The organism is Zooshikella harenae (assembly GCF_018837975.1).
GTDB lineage: Bacteria > Pseudomonadota > Gammaproteobacteria > Pseudomonadales > Zooshikellaceae > Zooshikella > Zooshikella harenae.
On sequence record NZ_JAGSOY010000004.1, the window covers coordinates 141,322 to 156,843 of the forward strand.

General features: G+C 40.1%; 10 protein-coding genes. 8 read left to right on the forward strand and 2 right to left on the reverse strand.

The features are described from left to right. Positions 1-428: 428 nt before the first annotated feature. From KCG35_RS03425 to KCG35_RS03460, 8 genes are all read left to right on the forward strand, one after another. Positions 429-3,008 carry a carbohydrate binding domain-containing protein gene (locus KCG35_RS03425; RefSeq protein ID WP_215818255.1) on the forward strand — a complete coding sequence of 860 codons (2,580 nt, stop codon included), beginning with the start codon at positions 429-431 and terminating at the stop codon, positions 3,006-3,008. Between the two features lie 141 nt (positions 3,009-3,149). Further along, positions 3,150-3,596 (forward strand): lysozyme inhibitor LprI family protein, encoded by a 447-nt coding sequence (locus KCG35_RS03430; protein WP_215818256.1) that lies wholly within the window; start codon positions 3,150-3,152, stop codon positions 3,594-3,596. 165 nt (positions 3,597-3,761) lie between these two features. Beyond that, positions 3,762-4,103, forward strand: a complete 342-nt coding sequence (locus KCG35_RS03435) for a PilZ domain-containing protein (protein ID WP_215818257.1) — start codon at positions 3,762-3,764, stop codon at positions 4,101-4,103. Between the two features lie 349 nt (positions 4,104-4,452). Next, the gene (locus KCG35_RS03440; RefSeq protein ID WP_215818258.1) at positions 4,453-6,102 is read left to right on the forward strand and encodes a trypsin-like peptidase domain-containing protein; all 1,650 of its coding nucleotides are present in this window, start codon (positions 4,453-4,455) and stop codon (positions 6,100-6,102) included. A gap of 526 nt (positions 6,103-6,628) precedes the next feature. Further along, positions 6,629-7,729 carry a hypothetical protein gene (locus KCG35_RS03445; protein WP_215818259.1) on the forward strand — a complete coding sequence of 367 codons (1,101 nt, stop codon included), beginning with the start codon at positions 6,629-6,631 and terminating at the stop codon, positions 7,727-7,729. A gap of 443 nt (positions 7,730-8,172) precedes the next feature. Continuing rightward, entirely contained in the window at positions 8,173-9,135 is a 963-nt protein-coding gene (locus tag KCG35_RS03450) for an inverse autotransporter beta domain-containing protein (protein ID WP_215818260.1), read from the forward strand. Positions 9,136-9,346: 211 nt separating this feature from the next. Further along, on the forward strand, positions 9,347-10,360 hold the full coding sequence (locus tag KCG35_RS03455; RefSeq protein WP_215818261.1) for a hypothetical protein: 1,014 nt from the start codon (positions 9,347-9,349) through the stop codon (positions 10,358-10,360). A 163-nt stretch (positions 10,361-10,523) separates the two neighbouring features. Then, positions 10,524-10,898 (forward strand): DUF2845 domain-containing protein, encoded by a 375-nt coding sequence (locus tag KCG35_RS03460; protein WP_215818262.1) that lies wholly within the window; start codon positions 10,524-10,526, stop codon positions 10,896-10,898. Between the two features lie 31 nt (positions 10,899-10,929). On the opposite strand, the gene KCG35_RS03465 is transcribed toward KCG35_RS03460, so the two are convergent. Then, positions 10,930-14,028, reverse strand: a complete 3,099-nt coding sequence (locus tag KCG35_RS03465) for an efflux RND transporter permease subunit (protein ID WP_215818263.1) — start codon at positions 14,026-14,028, stop codon at positions 10,930-10,932. Next, the gene (locus KCG35_RS03470; protein ID WP_215818264.1) at positions 14,025-15,437 is read right to left on the reverse strand and encodes an efflux RND transporter periplasmic adaptor subunit; all 1,413 of its coding nucleotides are present in this window, start codon (positions 15,435-15,437) and stop codon (positions 14,025-14,027) included. The genes KCG35_RS03465 and KCG35_RS03470 overlap by 4 nt, the downstream gene beginning before the upstream one ends. Between the last annotated feature and the right edge of the window lie 85 nt (positions 15,438-15,522).

A 15,522-nucleotide genomic window follows, 5' to 3' on the forward strand; every position in this document is an offset into this window, starting at 1 on the left:
GTAGTACCACATCTAATGTGTTAATTTGCTCTTTTATTTAGAATTTTTCTCTAATTTCTAAAAATACACACCGTTATTTGTGTATTCAATCGCGTCTTACCTCGTTATTTTAATTTAAAGTAGTGGATATTGTGATCTGTAAAAAGCCTGTTATACCTTTAAAACCATCGTCTATAACTTTTGACGGCGTATAAATCCAAGTTTCAAACTTGGTTACTTGCGGCACAGTAGGAAGTGCAACAGAAACTGATTTTTTATTAATGCAGTTCCTGTCGTTCATCATTTAACGGACTCATAAACACTGTTCGAGAGAGCTGTAAATCAGGTCATAATTTAATATCCAAAAAAAACGTTAAGTGCTTCCAAATATGAAAGCTGCATTAGACATTTTTTCCGTACATCACAATTTATAAGCTGAAGAGTCCACTATGAAGAAATCGTTATCTCACAAAAAATCTGTAATACCATTAGTGCCATTACTTTTGACTACAGCAATTCAAGCACCATTTGCATTAGGAAATAGCACCTCCTCACAAGCAATAGCACCTACAGAATTATTTTCTAATGATAATAATGCCTCCTCAACTGCAGCTTACGCTAGTAATAAGCAGAGCTCTTTTGTTAAACATGCCGATTATTTTCGTGAAGCAGATCTAAAACTAAGTCAAAGCAATGGTAAATACTATTTCCCAGACCAGATCACACTTAATTTATTTTCTGGCGAGGCATTTGACTTACGTGTTGTCAACCGAGAAACCACTAACGGTTCACTAGAAGTTATTTATGGTCAGGTTTTCGATAGTGGTTTTAGTCATCTGGAAAATTATAGTAATGCGATTATTACCCTAAACCATTTAACGGGAAAAATTACGGGTATTATTGAAAATGAGCTAGGCACCTATCTCATTCAACCACAGGATAATGGACGCTACCTGCTTATAAAACAAAAACAACCAGAACATTTTGACGAGGTTTTGCCTCCTACCAGTCAGTCCGCTCTATTTTCAACAGCAGAAGCCAAAGAAGCAAAAGGTGAAAAAGATAAAAAAGGTAATATTATTATTGACGTTTTTCTAGGTTTCTCAGATTCTTCCGCCAAAGAAGTAGGAGATATACAAGCCACAGCAACCACTTATGTAGCCTCAGTTAATAATGGTCTAAAAAACTCTGGCATCAATAATATCAAGTTGCGTTTAGTTGGAACGGGCACAACCCCTCACAACCTTGGAATCATTACTGACGTGCTTGGCAAGGCTGAAGAATGGTTCAAAGCCGATGTCGAAAAACTTGCACCCGACTTAGTGGGTGTCGTACAGACACCAACGGATGCGCCAAATAGTGCTGCAGGCTGGGCTGGTGTAACAGGTTATACCCAAGTGGTTGGTGCACCTTGGCCAAATGCTTGGCGTCATGAAGTGGGTCATAATGTGGGCGGTTTACACTGTAGCAAAGATGGTGGCGCACAGTGGAAATATGCTTATGGCTTTGATAATGGCAAATCACGCACACATATGTGTGGTAACTCATCAAATTTTTACTCAACACCTTTGATAAAAGATGCTAACGGCTTAGCGTTAGGTGATACAGAAACGGCTGACATGGTTAAACTGTGGAAAGAGCGTGCAGCGATTATGTCTGAGCATCGCACACATACTGTTCCTTTCCCAGATGAAGATCCCGATGGTGATAAGCCTGATGATGGCGATAAGCCTGATGATGGCGATAAGCCTGATGATGGCGATAAACCTGGTGACGGTGATAAACCTGGTGACGGTGATAAACCCGGTGACGGTGATAAACCCGGTGACGGCGATAAACCCGGTGACGACGATAAACCCGGTGATGGCGATAAACCCGGTGACGACGATAAACCCGGTGACGGCGATAAACCTGATGACGGTGATACACCTGATGACGGTGATGGTGATAACCCATCAACAACCTGTCCCAAGCCTGATCTATTAAAAGATAACCTCATTCAACATCCAGACTTTAACCAGCTCACTCAGTGGCGAGCTTATTACACATCAGATGTTAAGCTTGAACAAAAATCTGAAACCAAAGACTGTGGTACTGATTACAAAGTCAATATCACAGGTCGCAGTAGCTATTACGATGGTGTCATTCAGAAAATACAAACTCCATTGAAAAAAGATACCACCTACCATTTCAGTGCTAATTTCCAGCTTGCGGCAGACCAGGAAAAAGATTTTGGTTTAGCTGCTTTAGCACTTAAAAGTGAGTTAGGTATTTTCTACTATCAGTACTTAGCGATCGATCAAATAGATCAAACTGAGAAAAAACTCAGTGGTGACTTCCAGCTAAATGCACTGGGTGAAATCAAATCAGCTCACTTATTACTCTTTGGACCAAAAGGTAAAAAGTCATTAATAATTGATGAAGTAAAAATAACTGAAAAAGATAATAACGTGCCTGATCCAAACATCGTATTCGAACACAGTTTTGAAACGGATACTCAAGGATGGCAAGCTGCTTGGAAAATGGGTACATTAAGCCAAAGCCAAGACCGTGGTAAAGATGGTCAGTTTAGTTTACATATTACTGAACGAGACCATTGGTATGCTGGCGGTCTTCTCGCAGGGACTGAGCTTGTCGAAGCCAACCAGTCTTACACACTCTCATTATCTGCCAGCTTAGGGAAAGAAGTTAAAGAGGCTCAAAAGCTGGATATTCAAATATTTTATGTAGATGATGAGGGCTACCACTGGCAACGTGTTAATACCAGCAAAATACCTGTGGGTGAAGCCTGGTTTGATATAGCCTCCGATTTTGTTATTAAACCAGAGGGTACACTAAAACGCGCTGATTTATATGTCTTTGGACCAGAGCCAGGTACCGATTTCTATATTGATGCCGTGAAACTGGTTAAAACAGATAAAGATCCTGGTGGTGATGACACACCAGATGACGGAGATAAACCATCCGACGGTAACTCCGATAATGGTGATACACCTGATGATGGCACGACACCGAGTGATAATAAATAACCAAAATATTTTCACAATTAAGTGAAAGGTATTAGCTAAAAATCGTCAAGAGGTACTCAGTTACCTCTTGACGTATTTTTACAATGCATCCTTCGCTATGAGCATATTTAAAATCAACCTTTACCCTATATGGTTATTTTAATGAAAAATAACGTCTGCCAATTTGTTCTATTATTTGCGCTAGCTCCCTTAAGCCTTATGATTAATGCAGACTCACCTTCACGTTATACTTATACACCACAGTTTGATCAATGCCTGCAACAGGCAAATCGTGCACCAGAACGTGAACTCCAGTGTATTGATCGAGAATATTTTTACCAAGATGGTCAAATGACGGAAATCTATAAATATCTTTTTAGAACACAACCTTATAATGTTCGCAAAGCATTAAAGCAATCACAAAGCTTATGGTTAAAATTTCGTACCTATCATTGCTTAGTATTTAAAGCTCGGGATGGGCATTCATTACCCAATAGGGACTTAGCCACAAAACTGGCAATACGTCGTTGTGAACTAAAAATGACTGTCACTCGATCCAATGAACTTACTGAAGTCTCACCAAATAAAACAATTAATATTCCAAAATAAACCTAACACTCATTAAATATCCGAATTAGTTTGAGTTAAAACGTAGAATGTCAGCTTATTGAGTTAACATTTATAAATAACATTAAATTGTTAATCAATTCAAAATTCCTCCCTGGGTCAATCGATCTATACTTACTCATAATTCATTGTGGAGGTTTATTTTGAATGTCCGAAGAACATGGTATTGAGCAACGCCGGCACCCCCGAAGAGCGGTAAAATGGAAAGCGCTCATTCGTGATAAAGCTAAAGAAGTCACTGTGGGACGAACTATAAACGTTTCTGTAAGTGGTGCTCTTATTGAAGTTCCACAAAGGTTCAATATGAATGAGGCCATAGATATACAAATCCAGGCTAATTATCTTGGTAAAAATATTAAAATACTCTCACGAGCTTATGTTCGACACTCGGTGGTCAGAACATCTGACTTTCAAATAGGTATTGAGTTTAATGGCCTAAAACCTGAAATGGAGCAGTTCTTATCTGACTTTACTTCTGGCGTGATTTAATGCGTACTTCCTTGGGCTTCATTCATGTATAACGTATCTTTAATTAACGTATTTTCTTCACGACACATTATACATAATAACTAAGCTACACTTCATCTTATATATTTGATATTATTAATATTTTTCAAATAATGTAACGCAAATTCATATAAGTATGAACAAGTTTACATAGTTAAATCCCCTTCCTCGTTATAGTCTCATCACACATACGCCTTTAACAAAGTTTATTCCTTTGTTAAAGGTATCAACGAGCCTGTATTTTGCCTTTCTAGGTGAACAACAGCAGAAATAAATAATTAAAAACACATACCCTCACATAAAGGGTATTAAAGAAGATACGAGCCGTATAATGAAATACTCATCCTTGCTATTAATTGCTTCATTAGCATCAAGCTGTGTGCTAATGAACAGTTATGCCGATAATCTCAATCAAGCTGAAACCTTTAAACCGATTAAAATTGCGGATAAAATTGATTCAAACTTATCATTAAGCCCAAAACAAGGATTTGATTCTAATTCCACTTTCACTGTTTCAGAACCTGGCGCCAGTTACATTAAAGTTCACTTCGCAGAATTTAATATTCCCGATGGTGCCGTGGTTGAAATTCGAAATCCAAATGGATCTGAGCGATACCGCTATAGCAATGCAAAACGAGATGGCTTTACCTACGACCCTGAACGGGGTGAAGATGGAAAAACATCGTGGGCCAGTATGTCAATCACTGGCGATACGGCCATTATTCAGCTCATCATACCTGATAACCTAAAAGCATCGAATGCGTGGGATGATACCAAACATAAAATTAAAATCGGCCATTATATGCGAGGTTTTCCTGAAAGTGTTATTGAAAACTTAATGACTCAGGAATTTTCGACCTGTGGAGCCAACCAGCGTAAAGATGCGGTTTGTTATAAAGACTCACATCCTACTGAGTTTGCTCATAGTCGCCCTATAGCTCGACTGGTAATGCGCGGCAGTTTATGTACTGCATGGCGGGTAGGACCAGACAACAAAATGTTTACCAATAACCACTGTATTAGTACACAATCATCAACAACAACATCTGAAGTCTGGTTTAATTACCAGCGCAGCAGTTGTGGCGGCAGTAAACCCAATAATATTACCAAAGTAGCTGCCGATAAAATGTTGACCACCAGTCGCAGCAGCAGTCTTGACTATACCCTCTTTACTGTAAAAGATCTTAGCAAGATAGCTTCTTTTGGTTATTTAGGACTTGATCCCAGAGATGCGGAAAAAGGCGAACCTATTTATATTCCACAACATGGTTCAGGTAACCCCAAAGAGCTAGCCATTGAAAGTGACTCAAATGACGGCAACCGTTGTCAAATTGATGCACCTAATAGCAGTAGTAAAAACCTTGGCTATTATTGTGACACCATTGGCGGTAGCTCTGGATCTCCCGTTATTGCCAGTAACACAAATAAAGTCATCGGGTTACACCACTGGGGTGGTTGTCCCAATGGTCCAAACCAAGCTGCACGTATCAAAGACATCTGGCCTGAAGTCGCTCAATACTTCAATAACAAAGTACCAGGCAGCAGCCCAAATGGTGATGATGATCCAGGTAAACCAGACACACCGGACAACCCAGATGATCCTAACAAGCCTAATTACTCACCATTAGTAAACAAGTTAAATGCTTGTTTAGGCTCTAAATCAAGTAAAGTCACAGCCTCCCAATGTGACAACAGCAAAGCTCAACAATGGCACATAGACAGTAAAGGACTAATGCATCCCGCTGATGCCTCCAACAAGTGTCTCCAGTTACCTTCTTGGTATAAAGGCACTAACCGTGCTGTAGTTGGTGGCTGTAACGAAGATAAACTTGATATGCGCTGGGTAATGGAAAACGGCCGAATTCACAATGTGGCTTACCCAACACTTTACCTTAACCACTTTAAAGCCTATGGCGAATGGATTGGCGTTTGGACACAAAAAGAAGATGATAAAAATGAGCAGCTTTGGCAGTGGAAGTAGTCTGTAACTGCTGGTTATCCAACTCATTGGGTAGTTGACAAGAACATTTACTAATAAAATGTTGAAAACAGGTGCCAATAAGGCACCTGTTTTCTTTTGTGATACTCATAATAAATATCATGCCATCTATCAAGCAACCCATCGTCGGCATGTAGAAAATTCGTTTCACGTCTCATTGCAAATTCGCTCCAGCACGCACTTCGGAAAGTACTTAACCTCCACGCGTTAAAACTACGTAAATTACAGATACCACTTGCAACATTCTACTTACAAACAGTGACATTTCATTAACTGAGTTACAAATTCAGCAAGTGGAATAGACGAAAACTGTTCCCCTCTTTACTATACCCTCCGCAGATAATTTTTATTGACTTAATTTATAGCATCTAATTAACACAAATCGTTATAACACGCTTTGCTATACCCTCAACAAGTACAGGGTATACAACCCAGTAAATATCATTAAAGGGTAACCACCAGGTTAACATTGACTACCATAGATTGGTTGTTGGAAAAGGATGCCGATATGAGAAAGCAAGCTTTTCACTTTGCGTTTTTTATTTTTATTTTTCTTATGTCTGGTGCGCTTCTCGCCTCTCAGCTTCATCGCGTCAATGTAGGTTTCTTTTTTGATAACATCAACATCAAGGAAGATAAAACAGTTGCAAGCTTTTTACTTGAACGAGCCAATGCTGAATTGGAAATACAAGATATTCATCAGCGTTTACACTTGATGTACGCAACCAAGCGCACAAAGGAACTTTCAAGCGAAGCCTTGCTACATTTACAGACAAAGCATCAGCTTGATCTAATGATTATCATATCCCCTGATACCAATAAATTTATTACCTTAACTGAAACCCCTGGCGCCCTCGTCCTAACCCCCTATGAAGTCACTTTTAACTTCGCCCAAAACTTATTTAATGCATTAGAAGAAACAGCAGCAAAGCAGTGGGGTTCAACGACACTCACAGCATCTGAAATATCTTCTCATCGTTGGCGTGAACTATCTCACTATGCCAGTGAGATTTTCGAAAGATTTATTGCATTACCCAACAATCAACTATCCATTGATGAGCATGATGTTGAACAACATTTTTATGAACTCAGTATTAATTGCCAACAGCTTCAACAACAGTCTGAAAATTTAGTTAAAAATGGTGACTTCAATCTAGGTACAGATTACTGGCAAAATATTTTCAGAAACAATGCCATCATTCACATTACTCCCAACCAAGAAGAAACCCCTTGCAATAACAATGTTGCTCGTATCGTTCATCGTCAACATTATAGTGATGGTCTGCAACAATATGTAGAACTTGAACCTGCGCAACAATATCAGTTATCCGTATCTGCACGCTTATTAAGTCGTCAAAAGCAGCATGTTCGCGACAAACTCGCTGCAGTTATGCTCATTGAACTGAAAAATGGCTTATTTGATTATCAGTTTATTGATTATTTAAGTATTACGAATCAAGAGTTTTCAACACTCAATACCATTTTTACGTTTAATCCTGCACTTAATAAAAGTGAAATAGCCAAAACATTACTGCTTATCTATGGACCCAATCCAGTCTACGACATTGAAATAGATAATGTATCATTAGCGATTGTACCTAGTTTATAATATTTATCAGAACCTAGTCACTTTTATGCACAGCTAGCCTTAATCAGGCTAGTCTCGCTAAAAATTCTTCATCATGAACCCAAACATAAAAAGTGAAATGATTCACATTTTTTACTCGCAACATTCTCCAAACCATCCTCACCAGAGAAAATATCACTGTCGCTTTAGCACTTAATCATTAATAGTTGAACCTTCCCCTTAATAGAAAAAACCTCTAAACACACCTCGCTCAAACCATTAGATTAATAACAAAAAAATAGGTTAATAAATAACGTATAGTGGTTCACTTTATCAAACAAACCAAACTTGCCTCATGTTGTGGTTGTGAATTATTCGATTATTTAAGTGGTTACTTATCCCTATAATCATCTCACTCAAATTAAGTACTTTCTGCCACATTCAAATCGAGCATATTTTGCATCACAAAATCAAAAGGATTTTCCATGAAGAAGCCAGTCTTAGCATGTTTGCCCATGCTAAGTTTCTTAGTAACCACACCAGTATTGTCTGATGACAACCCTGCTCAACCTTCACTTGTTGATAAATGGGATGCTTGGGTTGCAATTGATGGGTTATTAACATCAGACGAAGATGCCCTATCTGTTGACTCTATGTTACCTGTTTATGAGGAAGATGATGGCTTGGTCTTTATTAAACTAGATGCCAGTAAAGGGAAAGGTAACTACAAAAGCTATAGTGTTGGCAGCGGCTACCGTCATATGCTGGATGATGAGCAAATTATAGGGATATACGGGTTTCTTGATTATCAACAGTCTGAAAATGGGAATGGCTTCCATCAATTCAACCTTGGTGCTGAATACCGCACAGTTGACTGGGATTTTGGCGCAAACCTTTATCTGCCCGTTGGTGGTAGAAAAAAGAAAGCAGGCTCTCATACCGTAACAGGTGCTGATGGTCGTACCTATGTCGAACATCAGTATGAGCGTATTTTGCAAGGGGCCGATGTTGAAGTAGGTTATCGTCTGCCCTTCTTTACTGAAAATGAAGAACAACAGTTAAGACTCTATACTGGGGTTTATCACTTCAAAGGCGAACAAACCAAAAGTTTCACTGGGCAAAAACTTCGCCTGGAATACCATATGGAAAATGTGATTAACCAACTGCCAGGAAGCCAATTAACGCTTGGTTCAGGTGCAAAACATGACTCCGTCACAGGTAATGAAGGCTTTGTTTTTGCGCGCTTCACCTTACCATTTGACTTTATGGACAGTGGTGCTAAACGTAATCGTCTGTCACCTTTTGCAAAGCGTATGACAGAACGTGTACGTCGTCAGCCTGGTATCGTGGCAATTGCCGAACCTGAGTATACTTTGAAAGATGATACTTCAGAGCCTACGTTCCCCCCCGAACCACCAGAACTTCCGGAACTTGACGGTCCAGGCTAAGCCCGCCTTTTCATTTCTCGATATGTCATAGTAATGGCATATCGAACCTCCCTGCTTTTATAGATATAATCCTTGGCCCACCTATTTCTCAACGATCATCCTCATGACCAATTGGTATCATTAATTTTCTAGCCAAAAATATGCGACCTATGTCACTATACGTGCGCGTAGCCTTAGGGGTCGTTTCATTGACAGGGAGAAGTCGAATTTAATGACTGCATTAAAAACAGCCGTGCAATCGGTTGGTCTATTTTTTGTTGTTTTATTCTGCGCCTATGTAAATGCCGGAGGTAGTGTTGTTCAAACCTACTCCCAGTGTTTTTTTGATGGAAAAAGTCATTTCCTGAAACCAGGCAAGTACACAAAACAAAAATTACAGTCAATGGGCATTAACCCTAGACAAATACAATCTTTACAAATCACGCCTGGTTATCGCTTACGCGCTTTTAGTCACAGCAATTTTTCTGGTAAATCCTGGATAATTTCAGTGAGTGAATATTGTCTGAATAGTTCAGCTCATTCCTCTTTAATTGGCTCCCTTATTATTGAAGAAAATAACCAGCAAAAAAAACAACTCTCAACCTCACAAGATAATACACCAGAACAACTGCTGTTTGGCTTACTACAAACGGCTCTCACACAACACCAAGAACGCGAACGACGCCGAGAAGAAAAAAAAGCAAGAGAATATCAAGAGCAACGAGCAAGACAGTTACGAATTGAACAGGAAAGAGCAGAAAATCGATATACTGAACGTCGTTTCTATCACGAAACGCGTCATTATGAAGGCTCTCTGCCAACACAAAACAATACCGTCGAGTATCTGCAACAGCAACAGCAACAGCAACAGCAACAGCAACAGCAACAGCAACAGCAAATCAATTATCCGCCTGAGTTTCAAGCCCCACAACCATCAATCGACCTCGAAAATACAACGTTTCCAGTTGTCTTCACTCAATGCAACTTTACTGGTAAACACACTATTTTATTTCCAGGAAAATACACCCAGTCTCAACTAAACCGATTAGGTATCAATGACAATAGTATTTCTGGAATTTTTATCCCTGAGGGTTTTAAAGTCAGCTTATTTACAAATGATAATTTCTCAGGAAAAAAATTAATAAAAAAAGCCAGTCACAAGTGTTTCGTTAATCAAAATTTCAGCAATAAATCTTCCTCGATTATCGTTGAAGATATTTTTATTCAAACACATGTTGGCTTGTAAATTTCTGAAAAAAACGTGCAATAATATTCTTTTTATAAAGAGGGATTATCTATTGGATAAAAATCAGGCAAACTTTGAAAACTAACACTAATTGGGTTCCCCTAAGTCTTTGGGTACGCTAAACTTAGATCACTTTTTAAACAATGAATAGGTATTCCCTATTATGAAGTACAAAAATCTCAGCAAAGCTCTCAGTTTACTGACGTTAACAACCTGCATAGGTTTTTCAGCTAACACCTACAGTGACTCTATGCGTTGTGGCAGTAAACTGGTTAAGTCTGGAGACTCAACAACTCAAGTAATACTGACTTGTGGTGAACCTTTACAAAAAGAATATTTAGGTACTCGCGTAACAGAAGATCGGACTCATATTCGTTATTCAAATCCTGACCATGATGAAACTACAGGCAGAACTTATATTTCTAAAAAAGAAGTCATTGTAGAAAAATGGACTTATGGCAAAAAAGGCCAGTTTTTAAAGTTTCTGATTTTCCGAGATGGCGTCTTAGATGAGATTGAAACAGGTGGACGCTACTAAGGTCCACCCAAAAACTTTATAAACCAAACTTTTATGCTGGAATGGCACTTTCGTGGCGATGAGAACGACCCAGCAATCGTTTCACATCATCCAAAATGACATACATACAAGGCAGAAGTAATAAACATATGGCTGTCGCAAATAAGACACCATAACCCAATGAAATGGCCATGGGTACTAAAAATTTTGCTTGTGCTGCCGTTTCAAACATCATGGGGGCCAACCCCACAAAAGTGGTCAATGTTGTCATCATAATCGGTCGAAAACGACGTTTAGCCGCCGCAATAATAATTTCGTATTTATTCACGGCCTCTTGATTTAATTTATTCGCATAATCAATCAGCACTAAACTATCGTTAACCACAACCCCACTTAATGCCACCATACCCTGGATGCTTATCATACTTAAGCTTTCCCCCATAATAATATGGCCAATAACCGCGCCCATCAGACCAAATGGAATTGCCACTAACACTAACAAAGGCTGACTATAACTGTTAAAGGGAATGGCTAACATTGCGTACAACACAATGAGCACGATGATACTACTGGTAATTAAGCTTGAAATACTGTCTTGAGTGGTTTCCTGTTTGCCACGCAAGCTAATGGACAGGCTTGGATAGTGCTGTTTTAAGATGGGAAAAACATCCTGTTGTAAGGTACTCAATAACTGCTGAGTATGCGAAATTGGCTCAATATTAGCGCTCACCTGTAAAACCTGTTGCCCATTATTACGTGTTATTTGCTGGTAACTTCGGTCCTTGCTCACACTGACTACTTGATTTAAAGGCACAAAATGTCCTGCTGGTGTAAGCAACTTAAGTTGATTTAACGTTGATATTGATTCCCTCGTCGCTCTGGGTAACCGAACCATCACCTTGACTTCATCCTCACCTCGAAGCTGGCGCAGCGCTTCTGCACCATAGAATGCAGCCCTTACCTGCTGAGCGACCATCTCTGGTGTTAACCCTAAACTTTCACCGGCAGGTAATAATTTAAACCGTAACTGCTCCTTACCACGTAATACACCATCATTGACATCTTTAACTTGAGCATAACCTGCTAATTCAGCCGCAAGCTGCTGTGCCGCTTGCTCTAAAACCTGTTGATCTTGATGAGATAATTCAACCGTCAGCGCTGCACCTCTCCCAGGCCCACCCGCATCGGCCTCAAATTTTAACTGTTCTAAACCAGGAATAATGCCTACAAAAGAACGCCATTGTTGAGATAGCTGTTGTAAATCAGTCTTTACTTGCAGACCTGCCATCAACATCAAGCGCACTTCAATCGTATTGTCTTCTACTTTAGTGCTAATACCACTAATCACATCATTGGTTTGTTTTACTTGCTTAGCGCCTTCTACTAGTTGCTGTTCCACCACTTCAATAAAGTCTGCAGAAGCGCCAACAGGCACAATAGCAGTCGTCAGCAAATAATCACTTTGTACGCGAGGCATTAAACTAAAACCCATTCGTCCACTGGCACAATAACTCATCACCAAGCCGGACACACAAATAAATAACAACAATGATAAGTAACGATAGTGAAGACAGCGACGTAATATTTGCTCATAAATACCGTGAATAAAATAATTAAGTGCACTATCCACACGCATTTGTATTTTTTGTAAGAGATTGGGGTTCGAGTTCTCAGAAGACTTTATTGCGGCTAAATGTGCAGGCAAAATAAATAAAGCTTCAACCCACGATACAATAAAAACTGCCGCAATTACGAGGGGTGTGACCTGAAAAATTTTCCCCAAAAAACCTGGTAAAAAATATAAGGGGGAAAACGCAACTATATTAGTTAAAATACTGCACGAAAGGGGAATAGCTACCGATTTTGCGCCTAATAAAGCAGCGTCAAAAAAAGAATACCCTTGTTGTTGATAGGCATAAATATTTTCACCCGCAATAATAGCATCATCGACCACAATACCTAACGCCAAAATAAATGCAAACATGGAAATCATGTTAATAGAAACATCCATGGCCGGTAGCAATAACATCCCACCAAGAAAAGCAGTCGGAATCCCCATAGTGACCCAAATTGCTAAACGCCACTGCAAAAATAATCCTAAAACAATCATCACTAAGACAAGACCAATAAAAGCATTACTCAGCAATAAATCCAAACGTTCCTGGAATACCTCGGTCAAGTCTCTGGTTACTTTTAGGGTTAAACCATTTGGTAATTCAGTCTGAATATCAGGTAATAACGATTGTACTGCACTGATAACAGCCATGGGCGATTCATCCCCCTGCCGATACACTTGAATAATAACAGCTGGAAAACCATTATAGCCTTGCGCATCTGTTGACTCTGTAAATCCCTCTCGAACTTCTGCAATATCATGTAGCTTAATGACTGAACCATCCGCTAATGTTTTCACAGAAATATCGGCATAATCCGTAGCCCATTGCTTTTCTTCATCGACTTTGAGCATTAATTCGCCAGACTTTGCATAAAGGCTACCACCCGCTCCATCCACAGAAGCTTTTCTTATAATTGCAGCAACTTGAGCGGGTCCTAAACCATATCGCTCGATACTGTTAAGTGGCAGTGCTATCTCTACCTCATAGTCTTTCATACCTGACAGGTCGACCTTGGTAATAGCAGGGTTAGCTAATAATTTTCGACGAACTTGGCTGGCATACTGCTGAAGGACCTGATGACTGACCTCACCATACAACGTTAAGTCCACAACTTGGTGATCTCTTGTGGCTAAAGCGGTCTGTGGTTGCTCAGCCCCATCAGGAAATGTCGTTATACGATCAACAGCTTGTTTAACATCCTGATAGACAGACATCGCATTTGCTGACTTTTGTAACTCAGCGGTAACCGAAGCCGTACCCTCTTTTGCTGTAGCGGATATATCACTTAACCCACTGACCCCACTCAGTGCTTCTTCAATGGCGAGCAAAATTCCTTGAGAAATAGCCTCCGGTGCCGCTCCAGGATAACTGACTGTAATCGTAATCTCATCAAGAGAAAATGCAGGAAAAACTTCTTTTTTTATTTGCCAGGTTACAACCAAACCACCCACTAAAAAAAACCACATTAATAAATTAGCGGCTACTGTATTACGTAAAAACCAGGCAATCGGTCCTTTAGCCTTATTCAGCATCATGACTTATCTCCAGCTAATGCTTTTGCCTGCTCAGAAATAGACGACTGCTGCCGGGTGGTTGCAACGGTATTATTTTTTTGTGCGGTCATTTGTTTTTCAGTTTCTTTACGCAAAGGCATACCATCTATGGCAATACTGAGATGACTGGAGACAAGCTCATCGGTTGGCTTTAAATTGCCACTAACTAACACCTGTTGGTCTTGTTTATACACGACATTAACCGGACGCTTTCTAAGTCGTCCCTCCTCATCAAAAAGCCAGACAACATCCCCCTCTCGTAACATACCTTCAGGTAAAGTAAACACATTTTCCAGGGCTGGCCCCTGAATACGTAAAGCCACAAAATCGTTAATAAAAAGTGGTGTTAATGGTTCTTTCTCAGAAATTGAGCCACTTAAGCGCTCATTACCCAACGGATTATTAACCTTGATTAATACGTTAACTTGTCTTGAGTCCCGGCTTAATTCTGGTAAGCGCTGCCAAACAACACCTTTTCGAATATCAATTTGACTAAACGAGGCTTTGGTTGCACCCGAAGTCAAAGCAACCTCAGCTTTTGAGCCTCCACTTTTTTGCTCTGCACCAAATGATAGCCAGCTCAATACATCAGCAGAAATAGACGCTTTAATCCAAAAAGCGTGAGTATCCACCAGGGTAAAAAGGGTTTGCTGCGTCGTGACTAACTGCCCCGCCTCAACCTTCTTGCTGCTAATAACACCGCTAAAAGGTGCAGTTAATGTTGTCCGCTCAACGTTTAATTTTGCCAGCTCAACATTGGTCTTAGCTTCTTCTAGTTTGGCTTCAGCCGCTTTCAGTTGTGGCTCGTAACGCTCTAAAGCTCGCTGGGCGGGTGTTAGGTCCCCCCCTAAAAATTTAAACTCTTTCGTGGCTTTATCTCTTAAGCCTCGAGCCTGCTGATACTCCGCCTCAGCAATCGCCAAAGCGGCTTCGGCTTTACGCAATGCCAAACGGTATTCTCTGGCATCAAGTTGTACCAAAACATCACCTTTCTGCACCCAGTTACCAGGGGACAGCTTAGCTGAAACCCCTTTAACCATTGCTGTCACTTCTGGGTTTACCGTGACCTGATGAATGGGCTCGACATGACCAAAACCAGAAATGATAGGCATTGCCTTAGGCTCCCCTACCTTCATAGTGGTCACCATTGGGGGACGAGCCTCAATAGGGCGCTTGGGAATTCGTGATGGATGAACCAACCAATATGCTGCAAGACCAGCCGTTACCCCAAGAATGAGTAAGCCAATAAGGACAACCCATAATGAATTTCTTCGAGTTGAATGGCTGGCACTTTGACTGTAATCACTGTGTTCAGGAAGTGATGCTAGTCCAAATTGAGCAGATGATTTACTTTGTTGCACATTCTCTTGACCATTACGCACTACACTCATAAAAAACGTTCCTCAACACAGTGAGACTTTGACCGAACAGTCTATAATCCTAATAGGGAGGTAGTAGGGAAGTTCTTGATAAATG